Origin of the sequence: uncultured Granulicatella sp. (genome assembly GCF_938030755.1) — a bacterium.
Classification (GTDB): Bacteria; Bacillota; Bacilli; order Lactobacillales; family Aerococcaceae; genus Granulicatella.
This window is the reverse complement of sequence record NZ_CALHIF010000009.1, coordinates 1-24,491: the sequence shown is the minus strand read 5'-3', so window position 1 is coordinate 24,491 and position 24,491 is coordinate 1. Positions and strand designations below refer to the sequence as shown.

The window sequence follows — 24,491 nt, the reverse complement described above, 5'->3', positions numbered from 1 at the left end:
TCATTATTCAATACTTTGAAGCTCAACGGAAATAATATTTTCTAATGAGCTGATTTCTTTCAATACTTCTTCTACACTAACAGTTGCTTCAGAAATATCAATCATAATTTGAACAACCGCAACACTATGGATGGCTAAACCTTGGAATATCGTTAAAATATTCATATTTCGGCTTGCAAATACATCTAGTGTTTTCGTTAATGTCCCTCTAATATTCTTCATATGAATATTTATAGAGGCTTTTCTTCCTGCATTCACAGAAGAGAACCCTTGTACTTTACGATAATACTTGTAGTACACACTTCTGGAGATTCCCACCATTTTCACCACTTCAGTTACATCTTTTGCCTGTCCAGTGGCAAGTAATTCCTTTGCTTGCAAGACTTTAGAAAAAACCGGTGGTACAGCATCTTCTGATACTAAAAAATGTTTTTGTCTACTCATTTGCTGTCCTTCTTTCATAATCATTTGTATATATTTTACCTTATATCAAGGACAGATATCAATTGATTCCTGGAAAAACAAAAAAGCAGTCAGAAAAAATTATAGAACCGAAATTATTACCATTTTAGAAACAGGATTATTTTAATAACAAAAAGGAATTAAGCAACAATTAGTTGCTTAATTCCTTCCTAACTTTCTTCATCAATACTATTTGACAAAGAGCCAAACTTTAAAATTAAAGTACACTACTTATTTAGCAAACTCAACTGCTCTTGTCTCACGAATAACTGTAACTTTAATATGTCCTGGATATTGGAGTTCTTCTTCAATTTGATTTTTGATGTCATGAGCTAAAATTATTGCCTTCTCATCACTAATTTTGTCTGGTTGTACCATTACACGTACTTCACGACCCGCTTGAATTGCAAAGCTTCTTTCTACACCTTCATGTTCTGTTGCAATCGCCTCAAGTCTTTCTAGACGACGAATATAATTCTCAACTGATTCACGTCTTGCTCCTGGGCGAGCTGCTGATAAAGCATCGGCTGCGGCCACAAGAACGGCAATCGTTGAAGTCGCTTCAACATCTCCATGGTGTGAAGCAATGGCATTTACAACTACTTTGTTTTCTTTATATTTTTGAGCAATTTCAGCACCAATCTCAACGTGCGAACCTTCAATTTCATGATCTAGTGCTTTTCCTAAGTCATGAAGTAAACCTGCTCGTTTAGCAAGATTAACATCTTCCCCTAGTTCACCGGCCATCACACCAGCTAACTTAGCAACTTCGATACTATGGTTCAATACGTTTTGTCCGTAACTAGCTCTAAAGTATAAACGACCTAAAATCTTAATCAAATCTGGATGTAATGAGTGAATTCCAACTTCAAATGTCGCTTGTTCACCAATCGAACGAATACGCTCATCCATCTCTTTACGAGATTTTTCTACCATTTCTTCAATACGAGCGGGATGAATTCGACCATCAGAAATTAATTTCTCTAAGGTCATCTTAGCGATTTCTCGACGAATTGGATCGAAACCACTTAAAACTACCGCTTCTGGAGTTTCATCAATAATAACATCAATCCCCGTTAATGATTCAAGCGTACGAATATTACGACCTTCTCGTCCAATAATTCGCCCTTTCATTTCATCACTTGGTAAAGTCATAACTGTTACTGTATTTTCAGAAACTAAATCTGCTGCAGATCTTTGAATCGCTTGAAGAATGATATTCTTAGCATTTTTATCTGCTTCATCTTTTGCAAGTTGCTCAGACTCTTTAATCATGATGGCACGTTCCTTACTTAACTGTTCGGTCATGTCTTTCATAATTATTTCTTGTGCTTCTTCTTTACTAATTGTAGAAATACGTTCCAATTCTTCTTGTTGTTTTGCAACTAGAGCTTCTGCTTCTTGCTCTTTTTCTGTCACTCTTTCAAGTTTCTCTTGGATTTTAGTTTCCTTTGATTCAATGGATTGTTCACGTTTCTCTAAAATTTCATCCTTACGATCTAAATTCTTTTCACGTTGAATCATTCTCTTTTCTTGAAGAAGTACTTCATTTCGTCTTTCTTTTAACTCATTTTCAACTTCAGCACGATACTTATGATTTTCCTCTTTTGCTTCTAAAAGAACTTCCTTCTTTAATCGATCCGCATCTTTTTCAGCATCTTTGATAATCATATCAGCCGATTCGCGAGCTGCTATTAACTTTTTCTCATAATTTGATTTGAAACCAACATATCCAGCAACAATTCCAATTATTAAAGCTAAGATCGCGAGGCCACCTAATACTACTGAGTCCATTGAGTCACCTCCGTCTCTATTTAATTTTAATCAAAATAAATTGCATTGATATAATTTATGGTTAAATGTGATTTAACACATAATATTATTGTATTCTTGAAATCGTTATAAGTCAATTCATTTAAGAAGAATTTTAAAACAAAAAAGTCTTTTAGTAATTAAAATACTAAAAGACTAAAAAATTGTTATTTATTCAAAAATTGTTTAGCAGAATCATTCAATTCAGAGACAATTTGTTGTACTTCATCTAATGTACTTACTACAGCTCCAGAAGCTAGCGGGTGCCCTCCGCCTCCGTGATTTTGAGCAATTGTATTCACAATCGGACCTTTAGAACGAAGATTTACTCTATAAGTTCCATCTGGTTGTTCTACAAAAAGGCCCCAACAATGAATGCCCTCTACTGTACTTGGCAATGAGATTACCCCGTGTGTTTGGTCTTCTTCAATACCATAAGTTTTTAAATGTTCCTGAGTCAATACAGTTGCTGCAACCCCATTGTTAGAAATTTCCATATTTTGATAAATATATCCTGCTAAACGACTAACTGAAACAGGATTTGTAATCATTTGGTACGCAATTCCTGAAATATCGACATCGTACTCTAATAATTTAGAAACCATTGAAAATGTAATGGTTGTCGTCGAAGGATATAAGAAACGTCCTGTATCTCCAACAATACCAGCATAAAGAGCATTAGCTGCTTCTTTTGACATTACCCAAGTACTTTCAGCATCAAAAGCAAAACGACACAACATTTCACTTGTACTGCTTGAATCAGTATCAACAAACGAAATAGCACCATACACATCTCTATCTGGATGGTGGTCAATTTTAATCACTTTCGATGAATCTACTTCAAATGGGCAGTCAATACGTGGAGTATTCGCACAGTCCAATACGATAACGAGTGAAGCGTCAAATTGCTCTTGTGTGATCTCGTCCATTTTTCCAATATAATTTAATGAGCTTGGCATTTCACCAAGTAAATAAACTGTTTTCTCTGGATAAGTCGCGCGAATAATTTCTCTTAACCCTACTTGTGACCCAATTGCGTCTGGGTCTGGAGATTCATGGCGTAAGATTACAATAGAATCTGCTTTTTTAATTTCTGCTTCAATCTTTCTAAAATACTCAGTATAATTCATTACTTTATAATTCCTTTCATCCGATCATTGGACTAATTTTATTGTAAACACAACACTTTATAATACTCTTATTTGAGTGTTATTTCAATTTTTCTTAAAGTTTCTTACTGTCGCTTTTAACTCAGTATCCACTTCGGAAATTTGGGTATTTGTGACAGAAGGAATACCGCATGCAAGCGTATGTCCACCGCCGCCGAACTCTTGCGCAATGTGATTAACTGTTGGACCTTTTGAACGTAAATGGACTCTAAAGCTACCATCTTCTTGTTCCACATACATACTCCAAGCCAAAATCCCTTCAACCGTTCCAGGAACTGAAACTACAAGAGAGGCTAACTGATCATTAGCTTTAAAACGACGAAGTACTTCTTTAGTTAAAACAACACTCGCCATCCCTTCAGGAGATACTTCTAAATGCTCATAAATATACCCTGTTATTCGATTCACGTTTAGCGGTTTCGTAATCATCTTATCGGCAATTCCAGCCAAATCTACTTCGTATTGTATCAATTTTGATACAAGCGCAAAAGTTTTCGAAGTAGTTGACGGATATAAAAATCGTCCTGTATCTCCGATAATTCCGGCATAGATAACATTAGCAGTCTCCCTATCCATTTGAAATGGAGTCGTTTCATCGAAGGCAAATTCTGCCATAATTTCACTAGCACTTGCGGCTGTTGTATCCACATAGCAAATCTTTCCGTAAGAAGTCACATTTGGATGGTGATCAATCTTAATCGCCTCATCTACATTCACTTCAAACGGACAATTAATGAGTCGAGGTGTGGAACAGTCCACAACGATAATGAGCGAATTGTCGAATACCTCTTTTGTGATTTCATCCATATCACCGATATACTTCAAGTTTTCGGGCATATCTCCAATAACATAAACAGACTTACCAGGATAAGCCCCTTTTATAAGTTTACTAAGTCCTATTTGCGAACCCAAAGCATCTGGGTCTGGTTTTCTATGCCTTAAGATCACGATTGAATTGGCTTTTTCAATCTCCGTGATGATTTTTTTTAATAATTCTTTGTAATTCATTCCTAGTTTCTTTCCATTAATTGATTTGACATAATCGATTTCGCAACAACTGAGTTTTCAAGTAGCACAGAAATATCAATTTTAGATACTTTTCGTCCAATATCTAAAGTTTGAATTTGAATCGCAATTTTGCTTTCAATTGGAATCATCCTCAAATAATGCATTTCCAATTGTTCAATAACCGTATTGCGACGTAGACTACGATGAATAAATTCTTTCGAAGCAACCGAAACCACTTCGCAAAGAACTCCAAAAGATAACATCCCTAAATTATTGGTCATTTGAGGAGTGACCGTAAAACTAAATCTCGCATTTGTTGGGTTAATTTCTATTACTTCTAGATTTTCACTCACATCATCCTCAAAAGTATTCCCTACTTGAGGTTGTCTTTGTGTTAATTGCATAGCTTTCATAACGTCACGTCTTGAGATGATTCCAATCAGTTCCATATTATCTTGAACGACTGGTAGCATCTCTAATCCATTCCATATCATTGAATGCGCAACACTTGCCACACTCGCATGTAACTTAGATACAGAAGGATTTTTAGTCATAATTCTTTCAATAATTAAACTATCTGATTTCCCTAATATATCTTTAGCAGAAACTACCCCTACTAAACGATTAGAGTGATTCACAACTGGAAAACGCGAATTTCCTGTTTTCTCACTTAGCTGGCGATATTCTTTAACGGTTTGATCCATTCTCAAGTAATTCGTATTTTCGACATCATTATAAATATCTGCAACAATCATGATTTTTTTCTTAATCAATTGATCGGTCATTGCCCGGTTGATGAGACTGGCAACCGTAAATGTATCATATGTTGTTCCCATCAATGGAATTTTAAGTTCATCCGCTTTTTGAATTAATTGAGGTGTTGCTTGGAATCCCCCAGTGATTAAAACGGCGGCTCCTTGATTCAAAGCAAGTAATTGTGCATCTTCACGGTTCCCAATAATCACGAGCGATTCTGGTTGAATATAACGTGTCATAGCGTCTAGTGTCATCGCACCTATAACGAAGCGGTTTAAAATTTTATCTAATCCTTCGTTCCCGCCAAAAACTTCCCCTTCAATAATTTTAATAATTTCTCCAAAAGAAAGTTTTTCTAGATTATCCTTTGTTTTACGTTCAATACGAATCGTTCCAACTCGTTCAATCGTGGAAACAATCCCGATATTTTCTGCTTCCTTAATGGCACGATAAGCAGTACCTTCACTCATTTCCATATTCTTTGCAATCGAACGTACCGAAATTTTTTCCCCAACCGGCAGTGATTCAATATAACGAATGATTTGTTGATGCTTTGATGTCATAATATCCCCTCTGTATTAAAAAAATGAAACACCTAACTTAAACTGTACTATTATTGTACTAAATATTTTTCTTTAATACTAGAACCAAAATAAAAAAACTGGTCAAAACTGACCAGTTTTATACCAATTTCATTCTGAATATGGAGGTATTTCTTCTCCATGAGGACAATGCGTTGGATTCCCTAAGAACTCTGCTAATCGCTCTGTCATTTCAACAGTTGAAGCATGTTCAAGAATTTCTGCTTGATCATGGACAGACTCTCCACTAAATCCAAGAGAATTTACAAGAAAGACTTCCCAAATTTTATGTGAACGAATCAAACGTTCTGCAACTTTAATCCCTTTTTGAGTTAATTTTGCACCTTTATAACGAATATATTCGACCGTACCATCATGTACTAGCTTGTTTAACATTTCTGTTGTGGAAGCTGCTGAAAGGTCCAACATTTGATTGATGGCTTTATTCGTTACAAATTCATCTTTACCACCTAATTTATAGATTGTTTTAATGTAATCTTCCTTATTTGGTGTCATAAGCCATCTCCTTTCATTTCCCTTTCAGTATAGCATATTTTGCGGCTGAAAAACAGAGCTAAGAAAGAGCCTCAGGAAACTCCTAAGACTCTTTAGATTTAATTTCAATTATTTGATACGACCTGGACGTTCTTTGTATCCAAAGTATGCATCCGCAAGAATTTCTTCCATATCAGCTACCATTGGTAAACGAGGGTTTGCAGGTGAGCATTGATCTTCATAAGCAAGCATTGCAATCTCATGGATTGTAGCTAACCATTCTTTGTGGTTAACCCCTTGTGCTTTGAAGTTCATTTCGATTCCTACAGCTTCGCCTAATTCGTATACAGCTTTTGCAAGAGCATCTACAGCTTCCTCAGGAGTTGAAGATGGTAATCCTAACATACGGGCGATGTCTTGGAATTTTTCATCTGCACGGTAGTAATTGTATTTTGGCCATGTAGCTGCTTTAGCAGGACGAGTACCATTGTAACGAATTACGTATGGTAATAGAATCGCATTTGTACGACCGTGAACTGTGTGGAAGAATCCACCAATCTTATGCGCCATTGAGTGGCTCATACCTAAGAACGCATTGGCAAATGCCATACCAGCCATTGTAGAAGCGTTATGCATTTTTTCGCGTGATACGAAATCAGCATTTTTCACACTGCTTACTAAGTTTTCAAATACTAATTTAATTGCTTGCAATGCTAAACCATCTGTATAGTCATTTGCAAGTGTTGAAGTGTACGCTTCAATTGCGTGAGTTAATACGTCCATACCAGTATCAGCTGTTACAAAGTCTGGAACTGTCATCACTAATGCAGGGTCAACAATTGCAATTGTTGGTGTTAGTGAGTAGTCAGCTAATGGATATTTACGGTTGTTTGCTTTATCTGAAATTACCGCGAATGGTGTAACTTCAGAACCTGTACCAGATGTAGTTGGAATACCAACATATTTTGCACGTTCTCCTAATTCTGGGAATTTAAATGCACGTTTACGGATATCCATGAATTTTTGTACTAAGTCACGGAAGTCCACTTGTGGTTGTTCATAGAACATCCACATTACTTTCGCAGCATCCATTACAGAACCACCACCAAGAGCGATGATTGTATCTGGCTCGAAGCTCTTCATGATTTCAGCACCACGGTTTACTGTTGTGATGTCTGGATCTGGTTCTACGTCTGAGAATACTTCATAAATTACTTTGTTTGGACGTAATTCTAATTGTTCAATAACACGTTGTAAGAATCCTAATTTAACCATTGCTTGGTCAGTAACGATCATTACACGGCTTACATTTTTCATTTTTTGTAAGTATTGAATTGAATCGCGTTCGAAATAGATTTTTGATGGAACTTTAAACCATTGCATGTTATTTCTACGTCTCCCTACTTTTTTGATATTTAATAGATTTACAACACTTACGTTATCCCCAACTGAGTTACGTCCATAAGAACCGCAACCGAGTGTTAATGATGGGATAAAGGCGTTATAAACGTCCCCGATACCACCGAAAGTAGAAGGAGCATTCCAAATAACACGAATCGCACGAACTACACGTCCGAATTCTTTAGCTAATTCTGCATCTTCTGTATGAATCGCTGCTGAGTGTCCTAAACCATGGAATTCAACCATTTGACGTGCTTTTTCAACACCGTCTTCACGTGATTCTGATTTAAGTACTGCAATGACAGGAGAAAGTTTTTCGCGAGTTAAAGGTTCTTTTTCGCCAACTTCTTTACATTCTGCAGCAAGAATGTTTGTTCCTTCTGGAACTGAGAAACCTGCTTGTTCAGCAATCCATGCAGCTGGTTTACCAACGATGTTTGCATTTAGTTTAGCACCAGCACAGTTTTTGCTGTTTGCTTTTACGCCGAAGCAGAATTCTTCTAATAATGCTTTTTCTTTTTTGTTTACGAAGTAAGTATGGTAGCTCTTTAATTCTTCAACAAAGTCATCGTAAATTTCTTTATCAATGATTGCTGCTTGTTCAGAAGCACACACCATACCATTATCGAATGATTTACTCATTACGATATCGTGAGCCGCTTGACGAATGTTAGCAGATTTTTCAACATAAGCTGGAACGTTACCTGCACCAACCCCAAGAGCTGGTTTTCCGCAAGAGTATGCAGCCTTAACCATTGCATTACCACCTGTTGCAAGGATAGTAGCAATTCCATCGTGGTTCATTAAAGCGTTTGTTGCTTCAATTGATGGATGTTCGATCCATTGGACACAGTTTTCAGGAGCTCCTGCTGCAACTGCTGCATCGCGAACGATTTGAGCCGCATGTGCTGAACTTTGTTGAGCTGATGGATGGAATGCAAACACGATTGGGTTACGTGTTTTTAATGCAATTAACGCTTTGAAAATTGCAGTTGAAGTTGGGTTAGTTGTAGGTGTGATACCACAGATAACCCCCACTGGTTCTGCGATTAAAGTTAATCCAGTTACGTCATCATCTGAAATAACGCCAACTGTTTTAGTGTGGCGCATGTTGTGCACCACATGTTCACAGGCAAATAAGTTTTTCGTAGCTTTATCTTCGAAAACCCCACGCCCTGTTTCTTCGATTGCATGTTGTGCTAATACGCCGTGTTGGTCTAACGCAGCTACTGATGCTTTAGCTACAATGTAGTCCACTTGTTCTTGATTTAACAAGCGAAATTCATCTAGAGCTTTTAATCCTTTCTCAACTAATAAGTTGATTTCTTGTTGTACTTGGTTGTTTTTTTCTTCACTCACTTGTGATTTCCCCCAGTGCTTGTTATTTTTATCACATTTATATCGTACACTATTTCACATTGTTTGTAAATAGTTTTCATAGAAAAATTTTTCTACTGAAAACATATTCATTTGTTTTCATATCCCTTTCAATTTAATGTCCTAACCTATACTTTTATTCTATCTATAATTCCGAAAATATCAATACTATTTCTAAAACATTTTGCAAACCTTTACATATAATTATAAAAGAAAGAAGCTGACATTTTTGCCAGCTTCTCTCTTTAAAACAATTCACTAAGATTGATATCTTCTAATGTTATTTCTTTGTTTGTCTGTGCCTCTAGTGACTCAAAATCAAAATACTCATTAATACTTAGCTGATTGATTTGAAAAATTTGTTCAAAAAGATTTTCAGGAATTTTTTTCTTCCATTTATAGTCCACAAAATAATGGGAAAGATCTTCCTTTGAAATGGTCTTATATCCAAGTTCATTAAATTCCATTACCTTATAATGGAACCATGTTTTATGTCTATCTTTTAAACTTTCCTTGTTCATAGACTACTCTTCTTCAGTTGCTACTTCTTCCGTACGAACTTCAAGATTTGTTGGAGCTGCAGTAGGGATGACATGATGAATAGCGCGTTTTTCGAATACTAAAATAACACCTTCACAGTTTAATTCAACTGTTTGATCTTCACTATTCACATTTTCAATGACACCATGTAAACCTCCGATGGTAACAACGCTATCACCTGGTTTAATGGCATCCATTCTTTCCTGCATCTCTTTAACTCTTTGACGTTGTTTACGTCCAAAGAACCAGAATGCTCCACCCGCTACTACTACGTATAAAATTAATAATGTTGTTTGATCCATAATCTTTCCTCATTTCTTTAAATCTATAGTCTTACTTTAACAAAAATGACCGGATTTTTCTATAAGAATTAGAAATTTCTAGCATTTTCTTTGTTGAAGCCATATTCTTCAAAGAACGCTTCTCTAAACTCTAATAAGTTATCATCCATAATCGCTTGTCGAACTTGTTTCATTAAGTTTAATAAGAAGTACAAGTTATGATAACTGGTTAAGCGCAATCCGAATGTTTCATCTGTTTTAAACAAATGACGAATATAAGCACGTGTATAATTACGGCATGTGTAACAATTACATTTCTCATCTAATGGACGGAAATCACGTTGATATTTCGCATTTTTGACTACTAGACGTCCGCTACTAGTCATACATGTACCGTTACGCGCAATACGTGTTGGTAATACGCAGTCGAACATATCTACTCCACGAATGACACCATCAATTAATGAGTCAGGTGACCCCACTCCCATTAAATAACGAGGTTTATTAGAAGGAATCAGTGGGGTTAAGTAATCCAACACTTCATTCATCTCTTGCTTTGTTTCACCAACAGATAATCCTCCAATAGAATATCCTGGAAAATCAAGAGAAATCATGTCTTTAGCATGAGCAATACGTAAATCTTTATAGCCTGCACCTTGTAAGATACCAAATAATGCTTGAGTGTCTGGTGACTTATGCGCCTTTAATCCACGCTCTGCCCAACGAGTGGTACGAGCAATCGAGTCTTTCACATAATCATGTGTATGATGGAAATCTGGACATTCATCAAAACTCATAATAATGTCCGCGCCTAATTTGTTTTGAACATCAATTGAAATTTCAGGCGATAAGAACAATTTAGATCCATTGAGATGATTTCTAAAATGAACCCCCTCTTCTTCAATACGACGCATATCGCTTAGAGAAAATACTTGGAAACCACCTGAATCGGTAAGAATCGCTTTTTTCCAATTCATGAAGTTATGGAGTTTTCCAGCCTCATCTACAATATCCGCACCAGGACGTAACCATAAATGATAGGTGTTACTCAAAATGATATTAGCGCCCATTTCATCTAATTCTTCTGGAGACATTGATTTCACGGTGGCTAGTGTTCCAACCGGCATAAACATCGGTGTTGGGAAAGTACCATGAGGTGTAATGATTTCTCCAAGACGAGCGCCTGTATGTTTTTCAGTTTTTATTAATCTATATTTTACTGCAGGTTCTGTCATTGCATAAATCCTTTCTTCATTTCATAACTACCTAACTGTACTCTACATAGACAAAAATGTCCAATAAAAACGGGAGTCACGTACTTAATGACTCCCTTTCTACTACCAACCTTAGTCGGCAATTTTTGTATAATTGTAGCTTGGCTCTTTCAACTTCTCATCAAAGCTTACTTCTAAATTATGTCCTTGGAAAAACCATTCATCTCCAGTTTCAACAAAGTAAGTAATACCATTTTCTTCAACGCTCACATAAGGATTACTTGGAGCATCTACTTCAACAGCTAAAGAGAAGCCTTCATGAATTGGACTGCATCCGTATACTTTACCCAGGAAACGAACACCACGTTCTTTAGATACACCCATTTCTTCTTCGAACCATGCTTGTGCTTTTTTATCAATTGTTAATTGCATTGTATCCACTCTTTCCTTTTAATTTACACTCTCATTCTAACATAAAATCATAAAAAGTTAGTAAAGTTTGCTCACTGGTTACCTATATACATGAAAGAAACGCAATTTAGAGATGTTAGACTTGTGAACCCATTAGATTCATAAAAAGAAACTGTTTTCTTTGAATCATCAGTTGCTAGTTGAATTTGATACACATTCTTGTACTTTTCTAGAGTCTGTTGTAACAATTTTGTTCCTATTCCTTGATGTTGGTATTCAGGGTACACTAAAATATCTTGAATAAACAGAATAGACGCCGCGTCTCCAACTGCACGCAGTACTCCAACGAGTATTCCTTCCTCATTAAACGCTGCTAATACATGAAGCGAATTTTTATAAGCAACTTCAAGCATTCCTGGATTTTGCGTGTAATTTGTCCATCCTACTGCTTCATAAATAGGCAATACATCTACTAAAGTGATTTCTGGATTATCAACATAGTGGATCATATGATTCAACCCCTTTAACTCTTTTTCGTTTATTTACTCTCGTAAAAATTATAAATAAAAAAACCGGAATCCACAATAGTGAATTCCAGTTCTGAAATTGTCTAATAAGATTAGCCAAGTTTGTTGTAGTACTCAACGACTAGTGATTCGTCAACTTCAGAAGTTAACTCGTCACGTAATGGTAGACGGTTTAATGAACCTTCTAATTTATCTTCGTCGAAAGTAACGAACTCTGGACGACCATATAAAGCTTCTAAAGCTTCTTTAATGATTGTTAAGTTACGTGATTTTTCACGAACACCCACAACATCGCCAACTTGTACTTGGAATGAAGGGATATCTACGCGTTTACCGTTCACAGTGATGTGACCGTGGTTTACTAATTGACGTGCTTGACGACGAGTAGTTGCTAAACCTAAACGGTATACTACGTTATCTAAACGTTGTTCAAGAAGAACCATGAAGTTTTCACCATGTTTACCTTCTTTAATTTTGCCAGCTTTTTTGAATAAAGTAGCAAATTGACGTTCGTTCATACCGTACATATGACGTAATTTTTGTTTTTCTTGTAATTGTTGACCATACTCAGATAATTTTTTACGGCTGTTTGGTCCGTGTTGACCTGGTGCGTATGGACGACGAGCGATTTCTTTTCCTGTTCCTGAAAGTGAAATGCCTAAACGACGAGATAACTTCCAGCTTGGTCCAGTGTAACGTGACATTGAACATTCCTCCAATAATTGTTTATTTTTTTGGAGTAAAATAATCGCGAAATCTTCGATTCGTGCAGTCACTACAAGGGTTCACCTTTGCAGCCGCGGTTACTACCTTACCCTAAAGGCTAGGACTGTTGACGAGCTTCTATATTTCTGCTGCATATTTTACACAAAAAATATTGTACCCTATTTCTTATGAAAATACAAGGATTTTACTTCACTTCCCACTCAAGAGATAAGTGACAACATTTTTGATCATCGGATTCCAATTGATGGAACGTTTGAACTCCATTTTCACTCTCACGTATTTCATAAAAACTCTTAACTGTAGCTTCAGGTAAAATTTCCTTATCATATTTTACTAGAACTGATTTTAAAGAATGAGTCTTAATAAAGTCCATGCCAAGGCTATCCATCACCCAATCGAAATACTTCGCATTATTCACATGGTGATTATAATCGATATCATTCAAGCGAACGCGGTACGTTTGAACATTTGCTTTCTCTAAGTCGATTTTTGGAACTCTTGGATTCCGACGATTATCCTTTTTATTCTCAATTGGGTATTCGTTAAGCACTTCTTCATCGAGTGAGATGAGTTTTCGCTCTTCAATATTAATCATTGAGAAAGTCGTTAATGCGTCAACTAGCACTTCTTCGTCTAAAGACAAAATTGTATAACGACGGAACGTAAAGAACTTGTTATATCCAACTGGTTCAGTTTCTACAATAATTTCTTCTTCTAATTTAGGAAGACGATTAACCGTTAATTGGTTTTGAATCACAATCCAAGATAAGCCTTTTTGATAAATTAAATCAGGGTGTGCTAAAGAACGCTCTTGTTTACGAGACGCTAACATCATAATCCCAACAACATGACTTAGAGATAACTCTCCTTTCCAATTACACTCATACGCCTTCACAACATGATTCATACGACAAATTGATTCTACCATAGTACATCCTTTCGTTATTGCCTAGTTCCATACATCTTCGCTATCTGTATTCAATACTGAAACAATGTCATGCCCCTTGAATAAGATAATATAGTCGGTTGGTAAATGCATTACTTCATATAATTCTGGATAATCTGGAAAGATTTCATACGCTTGATTTCCTTCTAGCGGTTGAGGATCAATCGTTTGATCGATTGGAGCAATATACCAAGTTTCATCATCAAAACGGTGTGCATACCACTCATCCACTTCAAACGTATGGTTTGCAATCACTAATGGTCCATCGAAACGAAATGGAATCAGACGGCCTAATGTTTTCGTACGTTTTCCTGTTTGAATCGTTTTACGAATAATATCTAAGAAATAAGAGAAATCTTCTACCCATTCATCTAATAGTTTATGCTCGTAATTTTGAACAACCACTTGAAAATCTTCCCCTTTAGGAATGACTTTCACTTGTCCATAATGAATTGGAATTAAAGTATCGACCTCGTCCCAATTCTCCTCAAAATATTCTCCTACGAAAGTAAGCAACTCTTCTGCTTCCTTTTGATAGTCTTCATCCGCCACTAAAATCAGACGTCGACCATTCACTTCACGAATAAATTCCATAAAATCTCTCCTTTCACGTTTACTAGTGTACCTCATTTTTAAAAATTTTACCTGTATCATACCCGCAAACACTGAAAATTTGTTATACTGAATGAAAGCATGAAAGGAGCACATCGATGCAAAATAACCCTTTTTACAAGTTTTATCAAAAATCTCTTGAAGAAAGAAAAGAAGCTTTATTAAATCATCCAAACTTATCTAACGAAACCAAATCACTACTCGAAAAAGGTCTTGTACTACCAGAGTCCATCGCAAATCAAATGGTCGAAAACCAAATTGAAATATACGGCCTACCCTATGGAATTGTTCCTGAATTAATCGTAAACGGAAAAAGTTATATCGTTCCAATGGTAACGGAAGAACCTTCTGTTATTGCTGCAGCGAGTTACGCTTCAAAATTAATCAACTTAGCTGGCGGAACCATAACGATTCAAGAAAAGCGCGAAATGATTGGAGAAATTGCAATTATAAAATCTCCTCTAACACTAGAAGAAGTAAAAGCCAAACTTGAGGAACAGAAAGAATCATTATTTTCGATTTCTGATAACGCGCACCCTTCCATCGTCAAACGCGGTGGTGGTTTACGAGATATCTGGGTAGAAGAAAAGTCTACTGACAAAGAACGATTCTACATTTTCTATGTATCAGTTGATACAAAGGAAGCAATGGGAGCAAATATGCTGAATACCATCCTCGAAGCACTTGTCTCTCCAATTGAAGCAATGACTTGCGGCGAAAGCATTATGGCTATCCTATCAAACCTTGCAACAAACTCCGTTGTCACTGCTAAATGCGTGCTCTCTCCAAGAATCTTGGATACGAAAACTACTAAAGGTGAAGATGTGATAGATCGAATCGTTTTAGCAAGTGAATTTTCAAAAGCGGACCCTTACCGTGCAACTACACATAACAAAGGGATAATGAACGGTATTGATTCTGTTGTCATCGCTACAGGAAATGACTGGCGAGCAATCGAAGCTGGTGCTCACGCTTATGCAAGTTTAAGCGGCCAATATCAACCACTGACAAACTGGACAAAAGATGAGGCAGGGAACTTAGTGGGATCTATCACTCTTCCACTTCCTGTTGGAACGGTTGGAGGTTCAATTGCCATTCATCCAGGTGCACAATTTGCACACGAGTTACTCGGTCATCCAAGTGCTGTTGATCTAGCAGGAATTATCGCCTCGATTGGTTTAGCTCAAAATCTTGCTGCTGTAAGAGCTCTTGTAACAGATGGTATTCAAAAAGGACATATGAGACTTCAAGCGAAATCCTTAGGGCTAACAGTTGGAGCAACCGAAGAAGAACTTCCACTGCTGATGAACTTGCTTAGTAAAGCTCCTCACTTAAATCAAGAAACTGCAAAATCTCTTTTAGAAGAATTAAGAAAATAAAAAATAGACTTCCATAGCCTAGTTGCTAAGGAAGTCTTCTTTTTTTCATTATCTTTCGTCTTCAGTGTATTCCATTAATGTGAAGATGTCGTATTCGCTAATTTTTTCGCGACCTTTTAAGTCTGTTAACTCTACTAAGAACGCTAAACCAACTACTTCACCGCCAAGTTTTTCAACTAATTTTGCAGCGGCAGCCATTGTTCCACCTGTTGCTAATAAGTCATCACAGATAAGTACTTTTTGACCAGGTTTTACAGCATCTTTGTGTAAGTGTAATTCTGCTGATCCGTATTCTAAATCATATTCAACAGCTACTGTTTCACGAGGTAATTTCCCTTTTTTACGCGCTGGAGCAAATCCGATTCCTAATTCATACGCTACAGGACATCCAACGATGAATCCACGTGCTTCTGGTCCAACAATCATTTCAGCACCAATTTTACGTGCATAGTCAACAATTTGTTGGGTTGCGTATTGGTAAGCTTTTCCGTTTGCCATTAATGGAGAAATATCACGAAAAATAATACCCTCTTTAGGATAATTTGGAACGCTAGCAATATATTCTTTCAAGTTCATCAAGAACTCCTCCTTTTATTTATCCTATTGCGATTCAATCCAATTTTTCAATTCTTGAAACTGACTATAATTGAATTTTTTTTCAAGCAATAATTGTTCTTTTAACTTCTTTAATAAAACTGACTCTTCCAAGTCATTCGTTTTAGGACTTGTATGAATAAACAAATGTCCGTTTTCTATTTTAACAAATTCTAACTCAAAAAACACTTTTAATATCACTCGGAATTGTTCAACTGGAATTTTTAAGAAATTAGCGACTGAAACTAATTTTTCATTGTAAGGAAGTTGTCCATGAGATTGAATATATTTATAAACACTACCAAACTTAGACTTGTCTGGAATTCCTGTTGTCACAACTGAGTTCTTCGTATACGCGATGATATAAAGCTTTTGAGGAAATTCCATTTTAAAGAAAGTTTCCACTTCCTCCACTTTTTCAGGTAAATCAAATAACACGATCGCATTTGCGGTTGGAATCTCATTTGAGGAAACAAAAGATGAAAAATCCATCACGCTTGAATTACTTGGAATTCTTGTTTGTAGTTCTTTTAAATACACTTCATTTGAAGCTAAATAAAGGGCATTTTCAACATCAAGATGATCTTTAGTAATCTTCGAAGTCCGCCAGTCAATAACGATTCTACCTTTCACAGCGATATCTTTCACCATTAATTGAGGAAGACGATTATTTTGCCATTCATTTATCTCTAAAGTACCAGCAATGCTAATCTTGGTATCTGGTTGAAGTGAAGATGCCCATTCCCCTTTACTAAAGGCCATTGCTTGTAGCGTGTTTTTAGAATTATCTTCTTTCAAATGAAGCTTCAAATGTTTTTTATCCGCTCCTAGCAATTGAGTAGACGCCACTTGGATTCCTTCTAATGAAACAATAGGCTCTGGATTATCCGTTCCAAATGGTTTTAAGCTGGCTAATGATTCAATCCAATCAACCGTAATGTCTTTTAGTGGAAGAACTTCATCAATCGTTAACGTAGCCTTCGCATCCAATAAATCTTGATAGTCTTTAGCATATTGTTCTAGCCCGTCAATAATCGTTGGAAGCATAATCGTTTCAACTGTCAATCCTGCCGCCATATGATGTCCACCGAATTTTAAAAGATGATCTTTCACACTGGTTAACGCATCATAAAGATTAAACTCACCAAATGAACGACCGCTCCCTTTTGCAGTTAGTCCGTCTTCACTAATTCCTAACACAATGGTTGGTTTACCAGTCTGTTCGACGATTCGACTCGCTACAATTCCAAGAACACCTTCGTGCCAATCTTGTTGAGCTAACACAAGTATAGGTTGATTCATTTGTTCTTGAATAAGTAGAGAGGCCTCTTCGACAATTTGATTGACGATTGCCTGACGCCTTTCGTTTTCCGATTGCATGAAATCAACAATACTCTGAGCTTCTTCATCATCAAACGTTGTCAACAACTGAACGCCTGGTGTAGCATCTCCAAGGCGACCTAGCGCATTTAAACGCGGTCCGATTTGGAAACCAATCGTTTTTTCATCTAATTTATCAACTTTAACGGATAACTTCTCAATCAATGTCACAAGCCCAATACGTTGCGTTTGTTTCATTTGATTGATTCCTAGTTTAGCAATCGTTCTATTTTCGTCTGTAAGACTGACTAAGTCAGCAATTGTTCCAATTGCTGCTAATTCTACCATTTCTTCTGGAAACTCTCCTAGAAGCGCGTGAGCAAGCTTAAAAGCCACACCAGCACCCGATAAATCTTTGCATGGATAATTAGCCTCTGGATGACGTGGATGGACAACTGCATAAGCTTCTGGAATTTCACTTGGAATTTCATGGTGGTCCGTTAAAATCACATCACAACCATTTTCCATCGCATAACGAATTGGTTCATGCGCTGCAATTCCACAGTCTACCGTAATAATGAGCGTATGGCCTTCTTGAATCACGCGCTCGAACGCTGGAATATTTGGACCATAACCATCTGTAAAGCGATTTGGTAAATAGTACGATACTTGAGCTCCTAGCATTTCGAGTGTTTCGTAGAGAATCGTTGTACTTGTAATCCCATCTGCATCGTAGTCGCCGTAAATATGAATCAATTCACCGTTTTCAATAGCTTCTTGAATACGTCCTACCGCTTTATCCATATCGTGTAAAAGGAATGGGTCATGAATTAGATGTGGTGTTGGCGAAAGAAACTCTTGCAGCTCTTCTACTGTTTGAATCCCACGTTCCACGCATAAGCGAACGAGATTCTCAGACATGCCACTTTCACTTGCAAGAGATGTTACGAGTTCTTCATCCACATTCTCTTTTAACTTCCATGCATAATTTGCAAAACTCATCGTACACCTCCTCTACTTTTTATTGAAAATACTCCCTAATAGTTTGTCTCCTATTTTTGGGAACAAAACATTTAATTTACTCGCAAAGTTCATTGTTTTTGGCAAATTTACTTCACGTTTTTCTTTTTCAATTCCTTTAACAACTTCTCCTGCTACCTTCACTGGATCTAGTACTACGGCGCCTAATTGCTCTAAGTATTTTCCAGTTGGTTCCGCTTTATCGAAGAAATCTGTCGCAATCGGACCAGGATTCACAGTCATTACATGGACGCCATAAGGTTTTAATTCTAAACGTAGTGCATTCGAATACCCTAACACTCCAAATTTAGTTGCTGAGTAAACGGAAGATTTAGCCGTCGCTGATTTTCCAGCTTGAGAAGCAATATTCACAAATACTCCGCTCTTAGCTTCTATAAAACGAGGAACAAAATGCTGAGTGATTTTAATTAATGTATTTAAGTTTAACTGAAGCATTTCACTAATTTCAGATTCACTTAAGTCTTTGGCTAATTTAAAGTAACCTAAACCAGCATTGTTGATGACCATCGTAATTTTGTATGATGTATCCAGATTTCCTAGTAATTGATTAATGGACGCATCATCGGTTAAATCACACGAATAGATATCGACAGGTTTAGAAGTGAACGATTTGCATTCTGTGGCTACCTGCTCTAGTTTAGCCATATTACGAGCTACAAGGATGAGTTGCACGTCTCTTTTAGCTAATTCAATTGCGATTTGTGCACCTAACCCACCACTTGCTCCAGTGACAAGAGCCACTTGATTTGTAAACCATTTAGCGTCCTTCATGATGTTTAATCCTTTCAACGGTCACAATGTCGAAGTCTTTGACAACTTGAACATTTTCAAAGATTGTTTTTGCTTCGTCTTCTAACTCTTGGGATTGTTTCCCAATATAGCGAGCACTAATATGTGTTAACAAAAGTCGTTTTACTTCAGCGTTTTTAGCTACTTCAGCTGCTTGAAGACTTGTTGAATGGAAATGACGATAGGCTTGTTGGCCTTTATCTCCTTCATACGTTGCCTCATGGACCAGTACATCCGAACGATAAGCTAAGATTTCACTTGCTTCACATTTACGAGTATCCCCGCAAATAGTTACAACACGACCTTTAATATCTGGTGAAATATAATCTTGTCCATTCACGATTGTTCCATCTTCTAGAGTAATCGTCTCCCCTTTTTTCAACTTGCCATAGAGTGGACCAAAAGGAATTCCTAACTCTTTTAGACGGTCTGCTTGCAGTTCGCCCGGTTGATCTTTTTCAGTGACACGGAATCCATAAGAAGGAATTCCATGTTCGAGCCGCTTCATTTCTACTTTAAAATGCTTATCCTCAAAAAGAAGACCTTCCTTTTCATATTCAACAACTTTTAAAGGATATCCCAATTTTGAACATGAAGCTTGAATCGTCGTATCAATAAAGTTTTTAATCCCTTTAGGACCATAGAGGATTAAATCATCTTCTCCTCCTTGGAAAGAACGACTAGTGAGTAATCCCGGTAAACCAAAGATATGATCTCCATGCATATGTGTAATGAAAATTTTCTTGATTTTCCCTGGACGAATATTTGTATTTAAAATCTGTTGCTGTGTAGCTTCTCCGCAATCGAATAACCACACTTCATTAATCTCATCGAGAAGCTTTAATGCAATTGAAGTGACGTTTCTCATTTTAGAAGGTACGCCAGCACCTGTTCCTAAAAATTGCAATTCCATTTTAATTTCCTCTCAATGTTTCATAAATTTTTTTCGCAAAGAAGAGCGCTTCTTCATGAGCCCCTACTTCCGTTACATACGATTTATGTGAATAGAACCAATCTTGGTCTTTGGAATACTCATTCCAGTCAAGAAGATGGACATTCGAATACTTCTCACTTACAGAAGCGTACACATTATTCACATCATCTCTCCATGTTTTAGACGTTGTTGTCGTAACAAGGAAGATTTGTTTTTCCATACCAATTCGTTTCAATTCACTTTCCAATTGTCCTTTTGTAAAGGCACTATTAGCACCAAACATTAAAACAACGATGTCATTTAATTGATTCTTCGATTTTAATTCGTTAATCGTTGAAGATAAGTCCGTTACTTGAGCAATCGTTGTCGCATGCATCACAGCATTAGGATAAATAGTCGTGAGTTCATTGGCAATTGCAAGAAGGGATTGGTCTCCAATAAAAGTAATCGAACTATTACTGCTAAAGACGGTTTCTTCACGCGTTAAACCAACCACATTATTAATGGTCTTCAATAATTTTTTATCCGTTTGTTGAGTGTTATCGACGATTGTTTGGTTTGTATGAATTAATTCAATAAGAGTAGCTTCTTGTTCAGACAGTTTACTTGTAGACTGCACTAACCCAACTGCTAAAATAATGAGTGGCACTGCACAGATTCCAAATAAAATTTGTTTCCCATAAGCTATTTTTTCATTCAACAGCCCCATCATTTTACGGACCATTTGATGATAACGTCTCTTCTCAAACACTTGATACCAAACTTCTCCAAAGAAGAGAATCAGTACTAATTGGATGATGCCGTGAATTAAACTGCTTGAACCAATAATGCCCATTTTTGCTTGATATAAGACAATAATCGGTAAAAACCATAAATAATACGACAAACTTCTACGACCAATCACTGTTAATGGTTTGAAACGGAATAAAATCCCTGTTCCTACCTTTGGATGTAAACTCACCAAAATAACAGCTGCAACTGTTAAATCAAAAAGCAACATTCCACCACGATAAGTAATATCTTCATTTCGTCCGAGTGTAAATAATAAAATGAACATTAACACAATCGGGATTAAGCGTAAATATTGCTCATACGGCAACTTAGATTTATGTTCCTTTTGGAAACGATCTAAAGGATACAATAATGCTGTACATGACCCAATGAGCATAGAAAATAATCGAGTCCAAGTACTCATCGTGACATACGTTAATGATTCTGCTCCTTTATAACTAAAAAGCATTAATCCAAATGAAGCTGTCGCTAAAACGACGATTGCCACAAACAATGTATTATGCTTCTTAACGAATAAACTTAAGAATGCAAACACAATCGGCCACAATAAGTAAAACTGAAAGGCCAATGAGATATACCATAAGTGTTCAAATGGATTTTCCGTTAATAAGTTTGGAATAAACGTTTGAGCTCTAAGAATCTGCCACCAGTTATTTAAAAACACTAAACTGGAAGTAAATGATCCTCTTAAGTTCACCAACATCTCATTTTGAAACAATGTAATATAAATGAACACTAGAACAAGCATTGCAATTAAAGGAAGTGCAATACGTGCTAATCGTTTTAGTAAAAATTGTTTCAGAGGAATCTTGCCATCATTCATTAAACTTGTCATTAAGCGGTTTGTCATAAAGTATCCCGCTAAAATGAGGAAGATGTCTAATCCCAAAAATCCACCCGGTAAGCGATAAGAATACAAGTGGTAAATAATAATACTAAGAATTCCTATCGCTCTTAGGCCGTCAAAGGAAGATACGTAAAAACGTTTTTCCATCTCACTTCTATCAATCATATTCAAAACTCCTTAATCAACGAACTCGAATGAGAAGTTTAGAATACGTACTAAGTCGCCATTTTCAGCGCCTTTTTCACGTAAAGTGCTATCTACACCCATTCCACGTAATTGACGTGAGAATCTCATTACAGACTCATCGTGTTCCATATTTGTCATTTTGAATAGTTTTTCAATCTTGTCACCATACAATACCCAAGTTCCATCAGGATCTCTAGTTACTTTAAACGGTGCTTCCTCTTCTTCTAATCCATAAACGATATGTGTTTCCACTACTTCTTCGTTTAATGGGAAAAATTCAGTTTCTTCTAACACTTCAGCAGTTCTAGCAAGCAATGCTTGAAGTCCTTCGCGACGATAGGCAGAAATCGGAAAAATCTCTGGCATTTCTTCGCCTTCAGCTAAGCTATCTGCTAAGTCTGTCTTGAACTTCTCTAAGTTTTCTTCCGCTTGAGGTTGATCCATCTTGTTGGCCACAATCAGCATTGGACGTTCCAATAAGCGTAGGTGATAACTTCCAAGTTCTTCTTGAATAATCTTGTAATCTTCAAAAGGATCACGGCCTTCCATTGCGGCCATATCAATCACATGAAGTAATACTTTTGTACGTTCGATATGTTTTAAGAAATGAATACCAAGCCCCACACCTGTATGAGCTCCTTCAATTAAACCTGGTAAGTCTGCAACAACGAATTGTTCGCCATTTGGAGACTGCGCCATACCTAATTGAGGATTCAAAGTTGTAAAGTGATAGTCTGCAATTTTTGGCTTTGCACTTGAAATCACGGATAGTAAAGTTGATTTTCCTACTGATGGAAATCCTACTAATCCAACATCAGCAAGTACTTTTAATTCTAAATCGAGTTCAAATTCTTCCCCTGGTTCACCGTTCTCAGCGATATCTGGAGCAGGATTTTTATGCGTTGCAAAACGGATATTCCCTCGACCACCACGGCCTCCTTTTGCAACTACTACTTCTTGTCCATCTTCTACTAAGTCTGCAATCAACGCTTTCGTTTCAGCATTTCTAACGATTGTTCCTGGTGGAACTTTAACGATTAAGTCTTCTGCTCCACGGCCATACATACTCTTACTCATGCCGTTTTCACCAGGTTTTGCTTTGAAATGACGTTTATGACGGAAATCTAGTAAGGTTCTGAGTCCTGAATCGACTTTAAAAATAACACTTCCGCCTTTACCGCCGTCTCCACCAGCCGGACCTCCGTCTGGTACGTATTTTTCACGACGAAACGCAACCATTCCGTCTCCACCTTTTCCGGCTTTGACTTGAACCGTGGCACGATCATAAAATACTGCCATTTTATTCACTCTCCTTTCTGTGTGAGGGTTCTTATTTAACGATTAATGATGTGAAATCTGCTAAATCTAAAATGATTTCAGATAACAAACCTAAGAATCTTAGACGGTTACGACGTGTTGCTTCATCGTCCACCATGACCATATTTTCATTGAAGAAATCATTGATTTTTGGTGCCATTGCTTCTAAATGACTATACAATTCTTCAGGCGTTAATAAACCTACTTTTGTATTCAATTCTTGAATAGCTTTCACTAAGTTACGTTCACTTTCTGTTTCAAGAAGTTCTTCTGAAATTTCGCCACTCGTATCATCTAAGGCCTTTGCACTGATATTGATAACACGATTTAAAGCCTCTGTAATTCCTTTAAATTCTTCAGATTCAGAAACAGCTGAAAGAACTCTTGCAGCTTTTAATTGTTCAGGAACTGATGAAGTATTACTATTTACAACCGCATCGATAATGTCATGACGTTTTGTAATTGTTGCAATCCGTTGTGCTACACGTTCACGAATAAAACTTAAGATAAACGTTTCAACTTCATCTTCTTTACCTGATAGGAACTCAGCGTAATCAAGACCTAACAATAGTTTTGTAAAGTCTTCAATTTCAATGTTCCAATCAAATGCTGCAAGAATTTGTACTAGCCCCATAACTTGACGACGAAGTGCATATGGGTCATTTGATCCTGTTGGAATCATTCCAGCAGCTGTAAAGCTTAAGAAAGTATCTAATTTATCGGCAACCGCAAGTAAAGCGCCGGGTACAGAAGTTGGAAGATCACCGTCTGCACTTGTTGGCATATAGTGTTCACGGATTGCTTGAGCTACTTCAGGAGTTTCACCTTGTTTCAGTGCATAAATTTCACCCATGATTCCTTGTAATTCAGGGAATTCACCAACCATGTTTGTTACTAAGTCGAATTTGTAAATAGAAGCTGCACGTTGCGCTGTAACAACAACATCACTTGGTAAGTTCAATTCTTTTGCAAGA

23 protein-coding genes are annotated in these 24,491 nt (G+C 36.8%); 1 reads left to right on the top strand and 22 read right to left on the bottom strand.

Going from position 1 to position 24,491, the window contains the following annotated elements; translation table 11 throughout:
• Positions 1-3: 3 nt before the first annotated feature.
• The 15 genes from Q0594_RS00665 to Q0594_RS00595 form a co-directional block, all read right to left on the bottom strand.
• Positions 4-444, bottom strand: coding sequence for an ACT domain-containing protein (locus tag Q0594_RS00665; protein WP_070436755.1), 441 nt, complete (start codon positions 442-444; stop codon positions 4-6).
• A 249-nt stretch (positions 445-693) separates the two neighbouring features.
• Entirely contained in the window at positions 694-2,256 is a 1,563-nt protein-coding gene (gene rny, locus Q0594_RS00660; RefSeq protein ID WP_204703073.1) for a ribonuclease Y, read from the bottom strand.
• Between the two features lie 185 nt (positions 2,257-2,441).
• Positions 2,442-3,404 (bottom strand): bifunctional oligoribonuclease/PAP phosphatase NrnA, encoded by a 963-nt coding sequence (locus tag Q0594_RS00655; RefSeq protein WP_298729086.1) that lies wholly within the window; start codon positions 3,402-3,404, stop codon positions 2,442-2,444.
• A gap of 84 nt (positions 3,405-3,488) precedes the next feature.
• On the bottom strand, positions 3,489-4,451 hold the full coding sequence (locus Q0594_RS00650) for a bifunctional oligoribonuclease/PAP phosphatase NrnA (RefSeq protein WP_298729085.1): 963 nt from the start codon (positions 4,449-4,451) through the stop codon (positions 3,489-3,491).
• Positions 4,452-4,453: 2 nt separating this feature from the next.
• Positions 4,454-5,770 carry a DRTGG domain-containing protein gene (locus Q0594_RS00645; RefSeq protein WP_298729084.1) on the bottom strand — a complete coding sequence of 439 codons (1,317 nt, stop codon included), beginning with the start codon at positions 5,768-5,770 and terminating at the stop codon, positions 4,454-4,456.
• Positions 5,771-5,899: 129 nt separating this feature from the next.
• Positions 5,900-6,304 carry a metal-dependent transcriptional regulator gene (locus Q0594_RS00640; protein ID WP_298729083.1) on the bottom strand — a complete coding sequence of 135 codons (405 nt, stop codon included), beginning with the start codon at positions 6,302-6,304 and terminating at the stop codon, positions 5,900-5,902.
• 108 nt (positions 6,305-6,412) lie between these two features.
• Complete coding sequence (gene adhE, locus Q0594_RS00635) at positions 6,413-9,043, bottom strand: bifunctional acetaldehyde-CoA/alcohol dehydrogenase (protein WP_298729082.1); 2,631 nt, start codon at positions 9,041-9,043, stop codon at positions 6,413-6,415.
• A 263-nt stretch (positions 9,044-9,306) separates the two neighbouring features.
• Complete coding sequence (locus tag Q0594_RS00630; protein WP_298649249.1) at positions 9,307-9,582, bottom strand: post-transcriptional regulator; 276 nt, start codon at positions 9,580-9,582, stop codon at positions 9,307-9,309.
• A gap of 3 nt (positions 9,583-9,585) precedes the next feature.
• Complete coding sequence (yajC, locus tag Q0594_RS00625; protein ID WP_049555470.1) at positions 9,586-9,903, bottom strand: preprotein translocase subunit YajC; 318 nt, start codon at positions 9,901-9,903, stop codon at positions 9,586-9,588.
• A gap of 68 nt (positions 9,904-9,971) precedes the next feature.
• A complete protein-coding gene (gene tgt, locus Q0594_RS00620) occupies positions 9,972-11,117 on the bottom strand; it encodes a tRNA guanosine(34) transglycosylase Tgt (protein WP_298729081.1) in 1,146 nt (381 codons plus the stop codon).
• Positions 11,118-11,228: 111 nt separating this feature from the next.
• Positions 11,229-11,528, bottom strand: coding sequence for an iron-sulfur cluster biosynthesis protein (locus tag Q0594_RS00615; protein WP_263089607.1), 300 nt, complete (start codon positions 11,526-11,528; stop codon positions 11,229-11,231).
• A gap of 71 nt (positions 11,529-11,599) precedes the next feature.
• Positions 11,600-12,016 (bottom strand): GNAT family N-acetyltransferase, encoded by a 417-nt coding sequence (locus tag Q0594_RS00610; RefSeq protein WP_298729105.1) that lies wholly within the window; start codon positions 12,014-12,016, stop codon positions 11,600-11,602.
• Between the two features lie 110 nt (positions 12,017-12,126).
• Positions 12,127-12,738: a 30S ribosomal protein S4 gene (gene rpsD / locus Q0594_RS00605; RefSeq protein WP_070445329.1), complete on the bottom strand. Its 612-nt coding sequence runs from the start codon at positions 12,736-12,738 to the stop codon at positions 12,127-12,129.
• Positions 12,739-12,944: 206 nt separating this feature from the next.
• Positions 12,945-13,688 carry an acyl-ACP thioesterase domain-containing protein gene (locus Q0594_RS00600; protein ID WP_298729080.1) on the bottom strand — a complete coding sequence of 248 codons (744 nt, stop codon included), beginning with the start codon at positions 13,686-13,688 and terminating at the stop codon, positions 12,945-12,947.
• Positions 13,689-13,709: 21 nt separating this feature from the next.
• Positions 13,710-14,300: a hypothetical protein gene (locus Q0594_RS00595; RefSeq protein ID WP_298729079.1), complete on the bottom strand. Its 591-nt coding sequence runs from the start codon at positions 14,298-14,300 to the stop codon at positions 13,710-13,712.
• A gap of 116 nt (positions 14,301-14,416) precedes the next feature.
• On the opposite strand from Q0594_RS00595, the gene Q0594_RS00590 reads away from it, so the two are divergent.
• On the top strand, positions 14,417-15,697 hold the full coding sequence (locus Q0594_RS00590; protein ID WP_298729078.1) for a hydroxymethylglutaryl-CoA reductase, degradative: 1,281 nt from the start codon (positions 14,417-14,419) through the stop codon (positions 15,695-15,697).
• 48 nt (positions 15,698-15,745) lie between these two features.
• Here Q0594_RS00590 and Q0594_RS00585 read toward each other — a convergent pair whose 3' ends face one another.
• From Q0594_RS00585 to glyS, 7 genes are all read right to left on the bottom strand, one after another.
• Positions 15,746-16,273 carry an adenine phosphoribosyltransferase gene (locus Q0594_RS00585; RefSeq protein WP_048711246.1) on the bottom strand — a complete coding sequence of 176 codons (528 nt, stop codon included), beginning with the start codon at positions 16,271-16,273 and terminating at the stop codon, positions 15,746-15,748.
• A 24-nt stretch (positions 16,274-16,297) separates the two neighbouring features.
• Positions 16,298-18,613, bottom strand: coding sequence for a single-stranded-DNA-specific exonuclease RecJ (recJ, locus tag Q0594_RS00580; protein ID WP_298729077.1), 2,316 nt, complete (start codon positions 18,611-18,613; stop codon positions 16,298-16,300).
• Between the two features lie 12 nt (positions 18,614-18,625).
• On the bottom strand, positions 18,626-19,423 hold the full coding sequence (locus Q0594_RS00575) for an SDR family oxidoreductase (protein WP_298729076.1): 798 nt from the start codon (positions 19,421-19,423) through the stop codon (positions 18,626-18,628).
• Entirely contained in the window at positions 19,410-20,354 is a 945-nt protein-coding gene (rnz, locus tag Q0594_RS00570; RefSeq protein WP_298729075.1) for a ribonuclease Z, read from the bottom strand. The genes Q0594_RS00575 and rnz overlap by 14 nt, the downstream gene beginning before the upstream one ends.
• A 1-nt stretch (position 20,355) precedes the next feature.
• Positions 20,356-22,179, bottom strand: coding sequence for an acyltransferase family protein (locus Q0594_RS00565; RefSeq protein WP_298729074.1), 1,824 nt, complete (start codon positions 22,177-22,179; stop codon positions 20,356-20,358).
• Between the two features lie 12 nt (positions 22,180-22,191).
• Positions 22,192-23,499, bottom strand: a complete 1,308-nt coding sequence (obgE, locus tag Q0594_RS00560; protein ID WP_298729073.1) for a GTPase ObgE — start codon at positions 23,497-23,499, stop codon at positions 22,192-22,194.
• 31 nt (positions 23,500-23,530) lie between these two features.
• Positions 23,531-24,491: glycine--tRNA ligase subunit beta (gene glyS / locus Q0594_RS00555; RefSeq protein WP_298729072.1), on the bottom strand; the 961-nt coding region annotated here is incomplete at its 5' end.